Raw genomic sequence first — 17800 nt, forward strand, 5'->3', positions numbered from 1 at the left:
ATGTGGTGGGGTGTGGCCGCCGCCCTGCTGGCGAACGTCCTCTACAGCACCGGCTTCGTCCTGGAGAAGCGGGCCCTGACCGCGATGCCGTCCGTCAGCGTGCGCAAACCGGCACGGCTGCTCAGGCAGGTCGTCTCCAGCCCGCTGTGGATCGGCGGATCGCTCGCGCTCGCCGCCGGGTTCGGCGCGCAGCTCGCCGTCTACCGGACGCTGCCGATCGCCGCCGCGCAGGGCATCTTCGTCTCCGGGCTCGTGCTCCTGCTGCTGCTCTCCTCCGTGCTGCTCGGGGAGCAGACATCGGGGCGCGAGCGGTACGCCGTCGGGGCCATTCTCGCCGCGCTGCTCATGGTCGTCCTCTCGCTGGACGAGGGGGCGGACACCGTGAGCCGCAGCGCACCCGTTCCGCTGGTCCTCACGGTCTGTCTGCCGTCGCTCGCGGCGGGCGTCCTGCTGTACGGATCGGCCGAGCGCCGCGCGAAGCACCGGCACCGCCTGCCGACGACGGGCGTCGAGTACGGCGTCGCCGTCGGGCTCCTCTACGGGGTCAGCTCGCTGGCCATCAAGGGCGTGTCCAGCTACCTGACCACGGACGAACTCGGCTCGGCCCTGCTCGACCTGCTGCGCTCCCCGTACCCGTACCTCCTGCTGTTCACCGGCGCGTTCGGCCTGATCATGTCCCAGGCGGCGCTCCAGCGCTGCCGGGCCTCGCTCATCGTCCCCGTGTGCACGACGGTCACCGCGCTGTTCACCGCGGTACTCGGCACGCTGGCGTTCGGCGAGCCGCTGCCGGACGAACCTCTGCGGCTCACCCTGCGGATCGCGGGCACGGCGCTCGCGGTCTCCGTCCTCCTCGCCATGCCCAAGCATGACGCGCCCCCACCCCAACCCACGCCCCCCGCCAAGGAGTTGACCAGCTGATGAACCCCGAAGACCCACTCCTGAAGATCCTTGCCTGTCCGCTGGACAAAGGCCCGCTGCATCTTCTGGGACCCGCGGAACCCCTCGTACCGCAGGAGGTCCTCTACAACCCGCGGCTGCGCCGCCGCTACCCGATCATCGACGGCATACCGCAGCTCCTGCCCTCGTCGGGAGAGCAGATATCGGAGGACGAGCACGAGCAGCTCCTGAAGCGGATCTCCCCGTGACGGGCCCCCACAAGACCGTGGCCGCCCGCCTGGCCCCGCACCTCCCCGCCCGGCTCATCGGCGCCCTGGCCCACCTCGTCTACCCCCGCTTCGAACCGGAGCTCACCCGCCTCGCCGACCTCTGCCCGCGCGGGTGCGGCACCGCGGTGGACGTCGGCGGCTGGTACGGCCCCTGGTCGCGCCGCCTGGCCTCGCGTGCGCGCCGCGTGGTGACCGTGGAGCCCGTGCCGCATCTGGCGCGGCTCCTTGAGGCCTCCACACCGGGCAACGTCCGGGTGATCCAGGCCGCGGCCACCGACCGCCCCGGCACCGCACGGCTCTGGCTCCCGCAGGGCGACCGCGGGGACCGCGGGGTCTCCTCACTCATCCGCAGGGACATCCACGCCAAGGCCGTCGAGGTGCCCTGCCTCACCCTGGACGGACTCGGCCTGCGTGACGTCGGCTTCGTCAAGATCGACGTGGACGGCAACGAACTCGCGGTCCTGCACGGCGCCCACGATCTGCTCACCCGGGACCGTCCCGCCCTCTTCATCGAGCTGGAATCCCGCATCCAGCCGATCGAGCCGATCGTCGAGCTCCTCACTCAGCACCACGGCTACGAGGGCTGGGTCCTGCCCCACCACACCTGGCTGCCGCTCGCCGACTTCGACCTGGAGGCGCACCAGAACGACACGTCGTACGTCGTGTCGCAGGGCCTCCTTCGCAGGGTGCTCACACCGCGCAGGCCCCGGTACGTCAACTCGGTCCTCTTCCTTCCCGGCGGGCGCCGCCCGGGAGCCGCGACGGTGCGCGACCATGGAGCGCATGTCCGCTAGCTCCTCCCCCGGCCCCGGCTCATCGGGCCCGTTCACGCCTCACGACTTCCAGCTGGTCCTGTTGCGCCGCATGGCCGACCACAACCCGGACCTGGTGGAGGCGGCCCGCCATGAGCTCGGCGTCTCCATCACGGACATGCGCGAGGCCAACCGCCGCTGGCAGGCGATGAGCCGCTCCCCCCGTTCACGCGGTGCCGTCTCCCGCTACCGCTCGGTGCTCGGCGCCCCCGAAGCCACTGTGGCCCGGCAGATCGGTGACCTGACGTGCGAGGCCCTGCTGTGGCCGGTGCCGCTCTGGCCCGACCTGCGCTTCGAGGTCCTGCGCGCACCGAACGGGGCGGTGTGGAACGAGTGGCTGATCCGCGCGCCCGGCGCCCCGGGCCCCGCGCTCCGGACCCTGGACGACCTCACCCCCTGGTCGTGCACGGTCGACGAGGCCGCCCGCGCGTTCGCCCCGGCCCGCCCGATGGAGGGCACGGCGCCCACACGTTGGCGGCTCGCCTTCACCGCGCCGGACGGGGCGGGTCAGCCCCGGCGCTGCGTCGCGGAGTTCACCTGGGGGCTGCTCCAGCGGCTCTCGCTCACCGACGGCCCCTGACCTCGGCTACGGAGAAGTGCCACTGCCCCGACGGTGAGGGCGAGCGCCACGAGCAGCGAGCTGACCCACAGGGGCGAGCGGTGGCCGAGTCCCGCCGAGAGGGCGATGCCACCGCCCACGGGGCCGATCGCGGCGCCCACGTTCAGCGCGGCCGTGGCGAAACCGCCGGAGAGGGTGGGGGCGCCGGTCGCCGCGTACAGCGCCTGGGTGATCAGTGTGGAGCCGACACCGAAGGACAGCGCGCCCTGGACGAGGACGAGCACGACCGCCGCCACGGGGTTCCCCGCGCCCAGGGCGAAGAGCACCCACCCGGCGAGCAGCGCCGCCGCGCCCGCGAGGAGGAACGGCACGGGACGCGCGTCCGCGAACCGCCCCGCGACCGTGACCCCGATGAACGATCCGACTCCGAAGAGCGCGAGCAGCGCCGGCACCCAGCTCTCCGAGAATCCGCTGACATGGGTGACCACCGGTGAGAGATAGGTGAACGTACAGAAGGTCGCGCCGTTCACCAGCGCTCCGAGCAGCAGCGTCACCGCGAGTCGTGGGGCGCGCAGTGACCGCAGCTCCCCGCGTGCGCCGCTCCCGGCGGTTTCGGGGGCGCCGGCGGGCGCACCGGCGGGCACGGACCGCAGGATCGCCAGGACGGCGGGCACCGAGACGAGGGCCACCGCCCAGAAGGCGGACCGCCACCCCCAGAACTGCCCGAGCAGCGCGCCGCCGGGAACGCCCGCGACACAGGCCAGGGTGACGCCCCCGAGCAGCACCGACGTGGCCCGCCCCTTGGCGTTCGGCTCCACCATGCCGACTGCGGCGACCAGGGCCACCGCGAGGAACCCGGCGTTGGCGAGCGCGCCGACGACGCGGGTCGCGAGCAGTACGGCGAAGCTGGTGGTCAGCGCGCCGACCACATGGACGAGCAGGAAGGTGACCAGGAAGGCGAGCAGCGCGGTCCTGGGCGGCCTGCGGCGGCCGAGGACGGCCATCACCGGCGCACCGATGACCATCCCGACGGCGAAGGCCGAGGTCAGGGTGCCCGCCGTCGAGAGGGATACGTCGAGGTCGGCGGCGATGTCAGGGCCGAGACCGGAGAGCATGAACTCGGAGGTTCCTTGCGCGAAGACGGCAAGGCCGAGCATGTAGAGGGCAAGAGGCATGAAGGAGCTCCGCAACCACGTCAGTGATCGACAAGGCGACGGCCGACCGCGGATGCCGCCCCGCACAGAGGGGGGCCACGCGGCTGCCGCGCCAGGAAGAAGAAAGGGATGTCCGTCCGCACAGCGGCGGTGAACCGCTTCGGCGATGCATCCGGCGACGTGAGTGAGCGCCACCGGACATGCCGGGCCGGTGGCTAGAGTCTGTCGGACTCGGGACTGGACATGGCGGCAGGCTAATCAGGCCACGCGCGCCACGTCCACCCGATTAACTCGCGGCGGTCAGTATCTCCTGCGTCACGGCTGGCAGCGAAGCCCCGTGCAGGTCGAGGAAGAGGTTCGGCTCGACGAGTTCGAGCTCCATGACGCAGGGCGCGCCGTCCGCGTCGTCGACCAGGTCGACGCGGGCGTACAGCAGCTCGGGCGAGCCCGGGACAGCGGCCAACGCCCGCTCGGCGACGTCGAGTTCCGCTGCGGTCGGCTGCCACGGGCGCAGGTCGGGGTGCGGCATCTTCTCGTCGTCGTAGGCCGTGTCCGGCGCGAGCACCGCACCCTTCTGTACGGCGTGCAGGAACCGCCCGCCGACGTGCACGAGCGCGCGTTCACCGGTCTCGTCGATGCCCGGCATGTAGGGCTGGACCATCGCGGTCAGGCCCTCGCCGTGCATCCGCTCGATGTGCGCTGCGGCGGCCTCGTACTCGCCCTTCTCGTACCGGGCGGCGTAGCGCGCGCCCGCCCCGGCGGTGGGCTTGACGACGAACTCGCCGTCGTCGGATTCAGATAGCTCCACGGGGTCGCCGGGCGCCAGATAGCGGGTCGGCACGACGGGCACTCCCGCCGCCGCGAGATCCGCCAGATACCGCTTGTCGGTGTTCCACCGCACCACGGACGCCGGGTTGGCCAGGACGGTGAGCCGTGCGACCCGCCCCGCCCAGGCCACGAACTCCGCGACACGCTCGCTGTAGTCCCACGCGGACCGGATGACGACGAGGTCGAACCGCTCCCAGTCGGCCTCCGGGTCGTCCCAGGAAACGGTGGTGACGTCGGCGTCCGCCGCGCCGAGCGAGCGTGCCAGCTCCGGGAGGTCACGGTCGAGGCCGGTCTCCAGCTGAGGTCTGCTGGTGACCAGGGCGATCGTGGGGCGGTCGGGTGACACTAGGCCTCCTGGGTTCGATGATCCGCCCCGCAGGCTAACAACTTGACGACGTGTTCCCGACAAGCCCCGTCTCGTACGCGATGATCACGAGCTGTACCCGGTCGCGCGCGTCCAGCTTGGCGAGCAGGCGGGTCAGATAGGTCTTGGCGGTGGCGACGCTGAGCGAGAGTTCGGCGGCGATCTCCGCGTTGGAGAGCCCCCTGCCGACGAGGGTCAGGACCTCGCGTTCACGGTCGGTGATGCCGGTGATGTTCTTCCGCGGACGGGAGTCACGTTGCGGCCGGTCCGCGAACTCCTTGATCAGGCGGCGGGTGACGCTCGGGGCGATCAGACCGTCTCCGGCGGCGACCACGCGGACGGCGGCGAGGATGTCGTCGAGCGCCATGTCCTTGACGAGGAACCCCGCCGCGCCGGCGCGGAGCGCGCCGTAGACGTAATCGTCGTCGTCGAAGGTGGTCAGGACGATGACATGCGTGTCCGTGCTCGGCCCCTCGGTGATCAGACGGGTGGCCTCGATGCCGTCCATGCCGGGCATGCGGATGTCCATCACCACGATGTCCGGGCGGAGTTCCCCGACGAGCCGGACGGCTTCGGAGCCGGTGCCCGCCTCGCCCGCGACCTCGATGTCGGGAGCCTCGGTGATGACCATCCGCAGGGCGGCGCGGACAAGGGGCTGGTCGTCGACGAGTACGACGCGGAAGGGGGCCCGGACCGGGGCCCGGCCGCTGTGCTCACTCATCGGACGCCCGCCGGTACGGGCAGCCGTGCCGCGACCCGGAAGCCGCCCTCGGGGCGCGGCGCGGCGGAGAAGTCGCCGTGCAGCAGGCCGACCCGTTCGCGCATGCCGAGGAGGCCGTAGCCGCTGCCCGGGGTGCGGCCGTGGCCGCGTCCGCCGTCGATCACCTCGATGGCCAGCTCCTCGGCACGGCAGTCGACGGACACGCTGCACGATGCGGTGCTCGCATGGCGTACGACATTGGTGAGCGCCTCCTGGATGATGCGGTACGCGGAGACGTCGATCTCCGGTGGCAGCGGCCGGAGTTCGCCGAGCCACCGCACGTCGACGCGGACTCCGGCGGCGGTCGTCGTCTCGGCGAGCCGGTCGACGGCGGCGAGACCGGGCTCGGGTCCGAGGGGTGCGTCCGCCGCCCCCGGTTCCGCCTCGCGCAGGGCGCCGAGCATCCGGCGCAGGCCGGACAGCGTCTGTCTGCCGGTCGCCTCGATGGCGGTCAACGCGTCGCGGGCTCCGTCGGGCTGGGTGTCGATGACCCGCCGCGCGGCGCCCGCCTGGAGGGCGATGACGCCGATGCTGTGGGCGACCATGTCGTGCAACTCCCTCGCGATGCGCAGCCGTTCGGCGGTGACGGCCTGGGTGGCGGCCTGGGAGCGGAGGTTCGCCGCGTACACCCGGGACTGACGCACCGAATTCCCGATGAGCCAGGCGACGAGGGCGATCAGTGCGATGTACGGCTCCGCCGCGGTGCCGTCGTCGCGGCCGAAGCCGAGCAACTCCCGCGCGGCCCAGAGGCCGAACAGCGCCCCGAAGGCCAGGGCGCCCGCGATCAGCGAGGTCCGCCGGGAGCTGAGGGCCGTGACGGAGCCGAGGGCGACGGTGACCGGCAGGTAGGCCGTCGGCACCATCTCCGTCTGCTGCCACGCCGCCATCGAGCAACCCGTGCCCGCCACGAGCAGCGCCGTCGCGGGCAGCGGCCGGCGGCTCAGCACGGCGCAGCCCGCGAGGGCCAGGGCGGTGGCAAGGAGCAGCAAAAGCCGGGCTCCGAGTCCGTCCATGCCGTGCCGTGGATAGGAGTAGGAGACGTCCTGCCGGGGCGGCATCAGAACGTACTGGACGAGTGGCTGGGCCGTCACCGCGCACCACGTCACCGCCGTCCAGACGCCCAGGGGTATGCGCTTGAGCAGGGGAAGACGCGGGGTGGCGGACATGCGCTGATCGTAACCACGCGGGTGGGGGAGGTCATCGGACCGTGGCTGTACACCCACGGTCGACATCCTGGCGCGCGATTGTCGGCGGTGGTCCGACGACGCGGGGGCGTCGGTCCCGGCACCGTATGCCGGGTGATCGAAGTCAACGGACTGACCAAGACGTACGGCGGCAAGACCGCCGTCAAGGACCTGAGTTTCACCGTGCGCCCCGGACACGTCACGGGGTTCCTCGGCCCGAACGGCGCCGGTAAGAGCACCACGTTGCGGCTGCTGCTCGGCCTGCACGATCCCACCCGTGGCACGGTGACCATCGACGGACGCCCCTTCCGCGACCGGCCCCGCGGCCTGCGCCACGTCGGCGCGCTGCTCGACGCGGGTGACGTGCACGGCGGCCGCCGGGCCGCGGCGCACCTGTACGGCCTGGCCCGCGGCAACCGCGTTCCGCGTGCCCGGGTCGACGAGGTGCTGCGTGAGGTGGGGCTCTCGGGCGCGGCACGGCGCCGCGTCGGCGGCTTCTCGCTGGGTATGCGGCAGCGGCTCGGCATCGCGACCGCGCTGCTCGGCGATCCGCCGGTGCTGCTGTTCGACGAGCCCCTCAACGGCCTCGATCCGGAAGGTGTGCTGTGGGTACGCGGGCTCTTCCGGCGCCTGGCAGCCGAGGGCCGCACGGTCTTCGTGTCCAGCCACCTCATGACGGAGATGGAGAACACGGTCGACCAGCTGATCGTCATCGGCCGGGGCGAGTTGATCGCGGCGGAGAGCCTCACCGACTTCGCGGCGCGAGGGACCCGGCGACGCGTGACGGCGCGGACGCCGGACCCCCGCGAACTGACGGAAGCCCTGACCGCCGAGGGCGCGTCGGTGGAGACGGACGGCGACACACTCACCGTCACCGGCCTGCCGGCGACCCGCATCGCCGAACTCGCCCTCCGGCAGCGGATCTTGCTGCACGAACTGACCACGCGCACCGCCTCCCTGGAGGAAGCGTTCATGGAACTCACCGCGGACAGCGTCGAATATCTGGCGGGAGAATCACGATGACGACCTTCACCGTCTTCATGGCCGCGGAATCCCGCGCCCGCTTCCGTGACCTCGTCGCCGCCGAGTGGATCAAACTCTGGTCGCTGCGCTCGACGGCCTGGGTCCTCCTGCTGAGCGCGCTGTCGGTCCTCGCGTTCAACGTGGGCACGGCCTACGACTCGTACCGCTACTGGACGGAGCGCGACGGCGACGACCGGGCCGCCTTCATCCATGACGGCATCCCGCTTCTGGAGGCCTTCACCTCGAACGGCGCGCTGGTCTACATGCTGACCGTCGGCGCCCTCGGCGCGCTGCCGGTCGTCGGCGAGTACGGCACCGGCCTGATCCGCACGACGTTCACGGCGGTCCCGGACCGCCGCTCGGTGATGGCCGCCAAGGTGACGGTGATCGCCGCGGTGACGACGGCGTTCGGCGCGGTGGTCAGCGCGGCCTCCTTCGCCCTCACCCAGGCGATCTTGTCCGGACGTGACGTGGGCATCGGGATCTCGCACCCGGGGGCCCTGCGCGCGGTCGTGGCGTCCGCGCTCCTGGCTCCGGTCTGCGCGCTCACGGGCATGGCGCTCGGCGCGCTCGTCCGGCACGGCGCCACCACCGTGGCGGCTGTCTTCGCGGTGCTCGTCCTGTTCCCCGCCGTCCTCACCGACGACCGCCGCTGGACGGCGGTGCTCTCCCACGCCCTGCCCCTCAACGCCTGGGACCGCCTGGCCCAGCCGGGCGGTCCCCCGGACGTCTACCCGTGGACGGCCACGGGGGCTTGGACGGTCTACGGGATCTGGGCCCTGATCGCGGCGGCGATCGCTGTGACAGCGGTACAGCGCCGCGACCAGTGAGGCCCACCCTCGGCCAGTCGGCCACCGTCAGCCGACGGTCAGCAGTCAGCAGTCAGCAGTCAGCAGTCAGAGGATGAAGACGCTCTGAGCGGTCTCCGTGTAGTACGTCTCGCCCGGGTGGACGAGCCACTCCACCGGTCCGCCGCAGCCGGGCCCGGCGTGGACCTCCGCGATGGCGTCGGTGTGGTTGGTGACCGAGGACGGGAACCACTCCACCCCGTAGCAACCGCTCGGGTTCTCGTGTGCGTCGCCGTTGATGATCAGGACACCCTCCGCCGCGTACGCCGATCCCGGCACCGCGACCGACAGGGTCGCGGCGGCCAGAAGCGCCCCCAGGGTCACGGCCATGCGTCGTCGCATCATGTTGAGATCCCCTCCACCGTGCGGACCGCTCCCGAAGCGGCCCGCTCCAGTCACCCAAGGTAGTCGATCACGCACGTTGCGTACCCGGCGCGCGGGTGCACCCGCTGTCGGTGCGTACGCCCTTCACCTCCCTTCACGGCGCGGTCACACCACTCGCGCACCACGGTCACTGAACTGCCCAACTGCGCCTTTTACAACGTGAGTTCGTATGATGCGGCCATGGCGAGTCACGGGGATCTCATAGCTGGGCGCTACCGCATCACGACGCCGCTCGGACGCGGCGGCATGGGCACGGTCTGGCGAGCGGAGGACGAGCTCCTGGGCCGCGCCGTCGCGGTGAAGGAACTGCACGTCGACGCGGGGCAGTCGGCCGCCGACGCCGCGGGACGGCGCGAACGCACCCTGCGCGAGGCGCGCTCGGTCGCACAGGTGAAGCACCCCGGGATACTGGTCCTGCACGACGTCGTCCAGCACGACGCGCAGCCCTGGCTCGTGATGGAGCTGATCGACGGCCGCTCACTCGCCGACCGGATGGCCATCGAGGGTCCGGTACCACCCGCCGAGGCGGCCCGCATCGGCCTCGCCCTGCTGGCCGCGCTGCGTGCCGCGCACAGGGCCGGGGTGCTGCACCGTGACCTCAAGCCCGCGAACGTGCTCCTGGAGGCGGGGACGGAGCGCGTGGTGCTCTCCGACTTCGGAATCGCGCAGGTCGCCGGGCAGACGACGCTCACGGAGACGGGTGCCTTCGTCGGCTCGCCCGAGTACACCGCCCCGGAGCGCATGTCGGGCAAGCGCACGGGCCCGGAGTCCGACCTGTGGTCGCTCGGGGTGCTGCTCTGCGCGGCCGTCGAGGGCGAGTCGCCGTTCCACCGCGACTCGGTGGCGGGGGTCCTGCACGCCGTCGTCCTGGACGAGATCAGAATCCCGGATTCGGCCGGTCCGCTGGAGCCGGTCGTACGGGGCCTGCTGGAGCGGGACCCCGAGCGGCGGCTCGGCGCGGACGAGGCCGAGCAGGCCCTGCGCGGCTTCCTGGTCGAGGAGCGGATGCCCACCGTGCCCCGCACCCCGGCGGCCCACAAACCCCCGCCCCCGCCGCCGTCGGACGGCGACCCCGTCGTGCTGGGCGCCGCCCCCGCACCTGCCGCGCGCCCCCGCGTCCGTACGGCGCTGATCGCCGGCGCCCTGGTCGTCGCGCTCGGGGCGGGCGGCACCGGCGCGTGGCTCATGACGCGGGACGACTCCAGTGGGCGGACGGACGCGACGGGGGGCGGCGTCGCGGACAAGGTGGGTGAGAAGCCGGAGACCAAGGAGCCGAGCAACACTCCGTCCAAGAGCGCGGACAAGCCGGAGAACCCCGGCAAGAAGAGCCCCGCCGCCCCGGTCCCCTCCCCCGAGGGGACCGGGAAACCCACCCCCGGCAAAACCGGCGCCGTCGAGAAGCCGGGCAAGCCCACCGACGGCGACCCGGCCCCCGCGGGTTATCGGACCGTCACCGACCCGACCGGATTCAAGATGGTGACGCCCACCGGCTTCGCCCGCTCGTCCGAACCGCCCCGCGTCTTCTACAACTCGGCGGACAACGCCTTCCGCATCGGCGTCCACCCCCAGCCGCTCGACCCGGAAGGCCCCCTGGCGGTGATGCGGCAGGCACACAAGGACGGCCCGGCCGACTACCCCGGCTACCGCGACGGCTCGGTACGGGAGACCACGCACGACGGCCGCCCCGCCGCCGTCTGGGAGTTCACCTGGGACGGCGGCTCCGGCGACGGCGGACCGCGCCGCACGTACGACCTGAGCTGGAACGAGGGCGGCAAGATGTACGACCTGTGGGTCTCGGCGCCCGCCGGGCGGGCGGCGGCGGGCGAGCGTCACTTCGTCCAGGCGCACCGCTCCTTCACACGGACGGGCTGACCCTGCGGGGGGGGAAGCGGGGCGCTCCATCAGGCCTCGCCCTCCATCGAGTCGGCCCTCCGCCTCTCGAAAATGCGAACAGGGAAGCAGGTGTTCCCTGGAACAGGTGATCGTCACTCCAGAGATTGCATGGGGGCTCTGTGATTGACGATGATTACGGTGCGCAAGCGACGGGCTGCAGGCCGTAGTTGTCGCGTTCCCGGCCCATGTCCCATACGGGGCCCGGGAGTTGGAACGTCCTGAGAAAGTCCCACAAGGAGAAGCACCACCATGAACATCATCACTGACGTCGTCGCCGGTATCGCCCACTTCCTCGGCTGGCTGGTCTGACGTCACCCGGAAGTCCGCACAGCGACGCCGCCTCCCCCGTCCCACGGGAGGCGGCGTCGCCGCGTTCCGCCCTGGCTACTTCACCCCCACCGCCCGCACGATCTCCTGGGTGACGGAGCCGCCCCGGTCATCCTTCGCCGAGGCCCGCAGCGAGATGAAATCGGCGGAGCCGGGCACCTTCAGCCTCGCGTTCCAGGCGGCCCTGGCGCCGTCCCGGTCCAGCTTCACCCCGGTCCAGCTCTTCCCGTCGTCGTACGACACCTCGAGCTCGGCGCCGCCGATGGTTCCGGTGTCCGGCGCGCCCTTGACGTACTCGGAGAAGATCCCGACCGACAGGCTCCGGCCGCCCCGGACGTCGCCCGCGAGGTCGGTGTCCACGTCGAAGCCGAGGTTCAGCAGGGGCAGGAACGTCTTGTGGTCGCTCGCCGTCTCCTTCGACGTGAAGGTCCACTCCGAGTGGCCCTTCGTGGCCAGCCGCCACCGCCCCGGGTCGAGCGTCGTGTCCGTCACGACCTTGTACGTCGTCGACGCCGGGTCCGCGTCCCATACGTACGCCCCCGAACTCTTGCGCCGGTCGACCAGCTTCCCGTCCGCGTGGACCTCGGTGAACTGCGTCATCGAGCCGTCGTTCCACACGTCGCCGAATCCGGTGTGGTCGGGGCCGGAATCACCCCACCCGGGCACGTTGAACTCCAGGGTGTTCCCGGTCCGCTGCTGGCCCCAGCCGAGGCCCGTCCCCAGCCACGGGTGCCACACGGGCTTGAACCAGTTCAGCTCGCCCCGCTCGCCGCCCCGGTAGTCGACCAGACCGCTCCGCTCCTCCAGGGCGCCGGGCCCGACCGACACCGACTCGTGCCACAGCTGACCGGCTCCCGTGGACGCGTGGTCCGTCCGCTCGACCGGGTAGTCGATCTTCTCCTGGAAGCCGATCCCGACATGGAAGGTGTCCGTCAGGGAGTAGCGGAACTCGCCGCCCGCCACGGGCTTCACCGCGTGGAACTTCGTGTCGAGGACCGCGAGTTCACGCTTCGACGGCTCGTACGTCAGGTCGCGCGGCACCGCACCCTTGTGGCCCTCCGACACGTCGTAGACGTACGGAGTGCGTGAGGTCGCCGTCGTCTCCACGGCCCTGCCCGCCTCCGCCGCCGCCCGCAGCCGCGCGCCGTCCGCCGCGTTGACCGTGCCGATCTGCAGCGGCCGGTCCGCGTTGTCGTCGGTGCCGAACCAGGCGTTGAGCCTGCCCGGTGCGCCGTCCGTCACGAAGAGCGCCTTCACGCCCGCGTCCTGGGCAGCCTGACCCAGCTGAGCGGGGGTCATGCCCGAGCCGGGCTCGCGCCGCACCACGACGGCCTTGCCCTTCACGTCCTTGCCCGCGTACTCGGCTGCAGTGCCACCGCCCACGTCCACGACGCGCAGTCTGCTCCGGCCGTCGCTCACCGTGCCGCCGGGCTGAGCGACGACCTCACCGAGGCCCTTCACGTCCAGGACCGGCTTGCCCAGACGCCAGACGGTGCGGTATTCGAAGCTGCCGTCGGACACCTTCGCGGTGGGCGCCGCGAAGACGCTGTCGTACTTGACCGGCACCTGGACCGCCCCTTGCAGAGCGGCGCCGTTCGCCCGGCGGTCGTACTCCATCAGGAGCTGGCGGGTCTCCGTCCGCTTTCCGACGTCCACCCCGACCTCGCGCAACGCGCGCCCGTCCAGAGTGACTTCACGGTCCCTGTCGAGCACGATCTCGGGCGCGGCGAGGAAGCCGAGGCCCAGCGAGTCCTTGCCCTTGCTGCCGCGCACGTCGAGGAAGGAGGAGAGGCTGTACGTGCCGGGCTTCAGGCGCAGTTCCAGCGTGCCGGACGCACCGACCACCGCCTGGACGGGGTCGACCCGCTCCGCGAGCCGCTGGTAGACGAGGCCGGCTCCGGTCGCGGCGCCGTCACGGTCCTTGACGCGGACGGTGAGCGTGTACCGCTCCTCCTCCTTGACCAGGCCGAACGCGGTGTGCGCGACGGGCTTCTGGGCGGCGCTCGCGACGATGCGGCCACTGGTGTTGCCGACGGGCGCCTTCGCGCCGTCACCGGTCACCGTGGTCGACGCGGTGCCGTGCGCGGGGACGGTGAGCGTCTTGTCGGCGAGGGACGCGACACCTTCGGCCGCTCCCTCGACGGAGAGGCTCAACTCCACGGCCGCGTCAGTGGCGTTCGTGTACGTCACCGTCTTCGTGACGGGCTCGTTGTCCTCGTACGGCCAGGAGTAGTGGCCGAGGTCGGCGCTCCCGGTCGCGGTGACGCGTGCGTCGATGGCGTCGGGCACGCTGACTCGCCCGGCGCCCAGTTCGTAGGCCGACGCGTCCAGTCGCGCGGACGTCGACATCAGAGCGTCCTTGAGGCGGGCCCCGCTCCAGTCCGGGTGCTTCTCGGCCAGCAGGGCGGCCACGCCCGCGATGTGCGGCGTGGCCATCGACGTACCGCTCATCTCGGTGTAGTAGCCCTCGCCTTCGGCGAGTTGGGACCGGGCGGCGAGGATGTCGACGCCCGGTGCCGAAAGGTCGGGCTTGAGGGCGTTGTCGCCGTGCCGCGGGCCCTGACTGGTGAAGTAGGCGGCCTGGTCGGCGGAGTCGACGGCGCCCACGGTCAGCGCGGAGTCGGCGGCGCCGGGCGAGCCGATCGAGGACGGGACGCCGGTGTTGCCCGCGGCGATGACGAAGAGGGCGCCGGTGTCCTTGGACAGGGTGTCGACCGCGGCCGCCATCGGGTCGGTGCCGTCACTCGCCTCCTGTGAACCGAGGCTCATGGAAACGACCTTGGCGCCGACGTCCTTGGCCGCCCACTCCATTCCGGCGATGATCTGCGACTCGCTGCCGGAGCCCTCGTCGCTGAGCACCTTGCCCACGGAGAGGACGGCGCCGGGCGCCACGCCCTTCTCCTTGTCCGCGTCGGACTCGGCGCCGCTGCCGCCGACGGTCGAGGCGACATGGGTGCCGTGACCGTTGCGGTCGGCGACTTCCTCGCCCGGGATGAAACTCTTGGTGGCGTCCACCCGGTCCTTGAGACCAGGGTGGCCCGCGTCCACGCCGGTGTCGAGGACGGCCACCTTCACGCCCTTGCCGGTGAGCCCGGCCTCCCACGCCTCGGGGGTGCCGATCTGCTCGTTGCTCTGTGCCATGTCGGCCTCGACGCGCCCGTCGAGCCAGATCTTGTCGATGCCGTCGGCGAGTTCCCCGCCCGAACCGGCTTGCGTACGCCCGGCCTTGGCGGAGTCGGGAGCGACGTCCCGCCAGAAGGTCCCGGGCTCGGCCGCTTTCACCGCCAAGCCGCCCGCACTGGGCAGCGAACGCACCTTGTCGGCGCCGCGGGGCGTCACCGGGCCCGCGTCACGCCGCGCGTCCTTGTCGTACGTGACGATGAGCGGCAGCGCGCCACTCTTCTCGTCCCCCAGCCCCTGGCGTATCAGCCCCGTCACGTCGAAGAGCCGCGCGTCGAGGGTGCCCGCGCTCAGGTAGGGCCGTGCCTCGTCGGGTACGACGGTGATGCGGTCCCCCGCGATCTCACTCCGGACGGCTCCGGTGGCCCCGGTGGGCCGGTCGACAGTGACGGTCTTCTTGCCGCCGCCGAGTTCCGTGACGGTGACCTTGTCGCCGGTCACCAGGGTGACCGTGTGGGCCGCGTGCGCGGCAGGGGCGGCCCGCCCTTGCGGCGCATCGGAAGGGACCGCGGCAGCCACCTGCCCGGCCGGCAGCAGCGCGAACGTGAGGCCGAGGGCCGGCAGCAGCCCGGCTCTTCGCCACGCGGATGATCGGGTCATGGGTGCCCTCTCCTCGTCGGACCCGGGCGGGGGTGGTCCCGGGCGCTGCGAGAAGTGTCGGGGGGCGTGTGTTGCGGGGGTGTCGACGGGTGCTGGCGGGAAGCCGCCAGGGCACCTTCCCGCCAGCCTCACCCGTACGCGTCCGTTGCCCGGGAGACGGATGACAGCTGCAAGGACCTTCCGCGACAATGCAGTTGGCAGCTGATGCACAGGGCTCGACGGGGGCATTGATGGACGATCTGGTGGAGTTCACGACCGACGACGGAACGCAGGTCGTCATGGCCGACGTGGAGGACACGCACGGCTCCCACCTCGTCTCCCGCGGCGACGGCCCCGCCCGCGCGGCGCGCACCTTCGAGGAGTCGCTCGCCGGGGCACGCGCGGCAGCGGAGTCCGCGCTGCGGGTGTTCCGTGACGGCAGCCTGCGCCCCGACTCGGTGGAGATCGAGTTCGGCGTGCGGATGTCGGCGGAGGCGGGCGCGGTGATCGTGAAGGGCACAGCGGAGGGCCACTTGGTGGTGCGCCTCGCCTGGACCCCGGACGGACCCGCGGGGCCGCGGGGGGCGTCATGAGCCGGAGACCAGCCCCACCGCTGCGCGGCGGATCTCTCCCACCCACCCACCCGATCACCCCGCAGCCACCTAGGGAACGCACCGGCAGCCCCACCCAAAGCACGGCCCCCGCCACCCACCCGATTGCCCCGCAGCAACCAGCAACCACCCGCACCCGGCGTCAAAACGCGAGGGGACGTGCCGGTTTGTCCGCCCGGAGCACAGCTCGCGGCGCTCCGGCGCCGAAGCAACCCAGCGGCCACCGGACGATAGCGAGGACGGACATACCGGCGCGGCCCCGCCCCGAGACGGAGCAACGCCGCAGCAACGCACGGCGCCCCGCAGCGGGCAGCGAAACGACGCCACCCCCGAAGCACCCCCGCACCCACGACGGACCAACCCCGGAGGCCACCCCCACCCCATGAGCAGCGCATCGTGGCATGTCCGCATCGTCTGCGGCAGCGAGGTCGGGGCCGGATTCCTCGTCTCCGAGCGGCACGTGCTGACCTGCGCACACGTCGTCCGCCGCAGCGGCAACCACAGCGGCAGCGGCAGCGGCAGCGGCAGCGCACCCGTCACCGTCTCCTTCCCGCACCGCGAGGACCTCGGCGAGGTGAACGCCGCCGTCGAGGCGCACGGCGGCTGGAACGGGCACGGCGACGACCTGGGCGACCTCGCCGTCCTGGAGCTCGCGCACGCGGTGCCGGTGCGGCCCGCCGAGTTCGCGGCACCCGACGACGCGTACGCCGAACCCCGCCCCCGGCTCCTCGTGTACGGATTTCCCAAGGGCTACCGCGAGGGCACCCTCGCCGAGTACCGCGCCATCGCGGCCCAGCGGATCGCCGACGAGTGGGTCCAGTTGGAGGCGTGGAGCGCGCACGGGCAGCCCCTGGCTCCGGGGTTCAGCGGCGCGGCGGTGACCCTCGCGGACAGCAACCGGGTGGTGGGCATGGTGTCGGCCGCCGCCCGCGCGTCCAGTGGCGTGCGCAACGGACGGATGCTGCCCACCTCCGTCATGGCGCGCTACTGGCCGCCGCTCGGCGACCTCGTCCCCATCCCCGGCCATCAGCGCGACGCGAAGGAACGGCTGCGCGCCCTGGTGGGCCGGGCGGCGGACACCGGCGCCGCCCGCGACCCGGAGCGGCTGTACCGCGACGCGGTGGGCCCCTTCGGCCCGCCCGTGCCGCCGGAGGGCTTCGGCTCGCTGTGGTCGGCGGCCTGGTACATCCTCTGGGAGGTCGACGACCCGGAGGCGGTGACGCGCCTCGCCGGCCGTCTCACGGAGCTGCTGGAAGCTCCCGGGGCCCCCACCGCGCCGAAGCAGGGCGAGCCACCCGCCTGGTCCCCCATCGTCATCGACATCGACCACAGCGGCGCGGGCGACGACCAGCTCCTGGTCGAGGTGTCGGCGTACCGCGAGGGCCTGCGCCATCCCGTCGGTTCGCACACCCTGGCCGCGGGGCAGGTCCGCCGTTACGTCCAGGAGCGCGTCGACGACGCCTTCTCCCATCTCACCCCCGGCACGGACGAGTTGCTGGCCTTCGTGCTGCCCCGCGCGCTGCTCAACTGGCCGGTGGCCCGGTGGGAGTGCGGGGCCGACGACCCGACCCCGCTCGGCTGCTCGTACCCCCTGGTCGTCACCGACCGGTCCCGCCGCAAGGGCGGTCTGCGTCACCGCCTGGCCCGCAAGTGGGAGCACTTGGACGACTGCCCGGCGACCGTCCTGCACCGCGTCGAGTGCGGCACCCAGGAGAAGCCGAACAAGCTGAGGTTCCGGCTGCGGCGCGACGGCGCGGACCTGGCGGGGTTCGCGGCCCCGCCACACGCCGAGCGCGCCGGTCCCGACACCGACGTGACGCACTTCGACGTCTCGCTCACCGCGCCGGTGCCCGTCATCCTGTGGCCGCGCACCGGCTGCGAGGACCCCGGTCACCGCGGCGACACGACGTGCGCGGGCTCCGACTTCCTCGACCGCATCGCCGCCCACGTCGAAGGGCACCCGCCCGCCGAACTCCCCCGAGCCATCCTGACGTTGCGCGAGACCGCGGAGGCGTCGGACGAGCCGGACACCCACTGGGCGCGGGACGTGCAGCTCCTCTGGGACGACCCCCGCTGCTTCCCCGACGCACCCGCCGCCCACCGCCACTCCCCCGTCGCCTGAGCCCGC

At 72.3% G+C, this 17800-nt stretch carries 14 protein-coding genes and 1 pseudogene; 9 read left to right on the forward strand and 6 right to left on the reverse strand.

The features are described 5' to 3' along the window. The first annotated feature begins 12 nt into the window (after positions 1-12). The 4 genes from AB0I94_RS02790 to AB0I94_RS02805 are packed head-to-tail and all read left to right on the forward strand — an operon-like array spanning position 13 to position 2558. On the forward strand, positions 13-918 hold the full coding sequence (locus tag AB0I94_RS02790) for a hypothetical protein (RefSeq protein ID WP_363307752.1): 906 nt from the start codon (positions 13-15) through the stop codon (positions 916-918). Continuing rightward, positions 918-1145, forward strand: coding sequence for a Trm112 family protein (locus tag AB0I94_RS02795; RefSeq protein ID WP_363307554.1), 228 nt, complete (start codon positions 918-920; stop codon positions 1143-1145). The genes AB0I94_RS02790 and AB0I94_RS02795 overlap by 1 nt, the downstream gene beginning before the upstream one ends. Then, positions 1142-1960 carry an FkbM family methyltransferase gene (locus AB0I94_RS02800; RefSeq protein WP_363307555.1) on the forward strand — a complete coding sequence of 273 codons (819 nt, stop codon included), beginning with the start codon at positions 1142-1144 and terminating at the stop codon, positions 1958-1960. Before AB0I94_RS02795 ends, AB0I94_RS02800 begins: the two co-directional genes overlap by 4 nt. Next, on the forward strand, positions 1941-2558 hold the full coding sequence (locus AB0I94_RS02805) for a hypothetical protein (protein ID WP_363307556.1): 618 nt from the start codon (positions 1941-1943) through the stop codon (positions 2556-2558). Before AB0I94_RS02800 ends, AB0I94_RS02805 begins: the two co-directional genes overlap by 20 nt. Here AB0I94_RS02805 and AB0I94_RS02810 read toward each other — a convergent pair. The 4 genes from AB0I94_RS02810 to AB0I94_RS02825 form a co-directional block, all read right to left on the reverse strand. Beyond that, the gene (locus AB0I94_RS02810) at positions 2486-3712 is read right to left on the reverse strand and encodes a Cmx/CmrA family chloramphenicol efflux MFS transporter (protein WP_363307557.1); all 1227 of its coding nucleotides are present in this window, start codon (positions 3710-3712) and stop codon (positions 2486-2488) included. The genes AB0I94_RS02805 and AB0I94_RS02810 overlap by 73 nt on opposite strands. 265 nt (positions 3713-3977) lie before the next feature. Beyond that, entirely contained in the window at positions 3978-4844 is an 867-nt protein-coding gene (locus AB0I94_RS02815; RefSeq protein ID WP_363307753.1) for a hypothetical protein, read from the reverse strand. 55 nt (positions 4845-4899) lie between these two features. Beyond that, the gene (locus tag AB0I94_RS02820; RefSeq protein WP_363307558.1) at positions 4900-5604 is read right to left on the reverse strand and encodes a response regulator transcription factor; all 705 of its coding nucleotides are present in this window, start codon (positions 5602-5604) and stop codon (positions 4900-4902) included. After that, a complete protein-coding gene (locus AB0I94_RS02825; RefSeq protein ID WP_363307559.1) occupies positions 5601-6809 on the reverse strand; it encodes a sensor histidine kinase in 1209 nt (402 codons plus the stop codon). The genes AB0I94_RS02820 and AB0I94_RS02825 overlap by 4 nt, the downstream gene beginning before the upstream one ends. A 132-nt stretch (positions 6810-6941) precedes the next feature. Between AB0I94_RS02825 and AB0I94_RS02830 the strand changes: the two genes are divergently transcribed. Further along, positions 6942-7850, forward strand: coding sequence for an ATP-binding cassette domain-containing protein (locus tag AB0I94_RS02830; protein ID WP_363307560.1), 909 nt, complete (start codon positions 6942-6944; stop codon positions 7848-7850). Beyond that, positions 7847-8680, forward strand: a complete 834-nt coding sequence (locus tag AB0I94_RS02835) for an ABC transporter permease (RefSeq protein WP_363307561.1) — start codon at positions 7847-7849, stop codon at positions 8678-8680. The genes AB0I94_RS02830 and AB0I94_RS02835 overlap by 4 nt, the downstream gene beginning before the upstream one ends. 66 nt (positions 8681-8746) lie before the next feature. On the opposite strand, the gene AB0I94_RS02840 is transcribed toward AB0I94_RS02835, so the two are convergent. Next, positions 8747-9028, reverse strand: coding sequence for a hypothetical protein (locus AB0I94_RS02840; protein WP_363307562.1), 282 nt, complete (start codon positions 9026-9028; stop codon positions 8747-8749). A gap of 234 nt (positions 9029-9262) precedes the next feature. On the opposite strand from AB0I94_RS02840, the gene AB0I94_RS02845 reads away from it, so the two are divergent. Continuing rightward, positions 9263-10954: a serine/threonine-protein kinase gene (locus tag AB0I94_RS02845; RefSeq protein WP_363307563.1), complete on the forward strand. Its 1692-nt coding sequence runs from the start codon at positions 9263-9265 to the stop codon at positions 10952-10954. A gap of 405 nt (positions 10955-11359) precedes the next feature. Here AB0I94_RS02845 and AB0I94_RS02850 read toward each other — a convergent pair whose 3' ends face one another. Next, on the reverse strand, positions 11360-15082 hold the full coding sequence (locus tag AB0I94_RS02850; RefSeq protein WP_363307564.1) for a S8 family serine peptidase: 3723 nt from the start codon (positions 15080-15082) through the stop codon (positions 11360-11362). A gap of 230 nt (positions 15083-15312) precedes the next feature. On the opposite strand from AB0I94_RS02850, the gene AB0I94_RS02855 reads away from it, so the two are divergent. Together AB0I94_RS02855 and AB0I94_RS02860 are read left to right on the forward strand one after the other, a co-directional pair. Beyond that, positions 15313-15654 (forward strand): CU044_2847 family protein, encoded by a 342-nt coding sequence (locus AB0I94_RS02855; RefSeq protein WP_363307565.1) that lies wholly within the window; start codon positions 15313-15315, stop codon positions 15652-15654. A 394-nt stretch (positions 15655-16048) separates the two neighbouring features. Then, positions 16049-17794, forward strand: a pseudogene (locus tag AB0I94_RS02860) (trypsin-like peptidase domain-containing protein); the annotation flags it as partial. Positions 17795-17800 lie beyond the last annotated feature (6 nt).

Origin of the sequence: Streptomyces sp. NPDC050147, assembly GCF_040660195.1 — a bacterium.
Classification (GTDB): domain Bacteria; phylum Actinomycetota; class Actinomycetes; order Streptomycetales; family Streptomycetaceae; genus Streptomyces.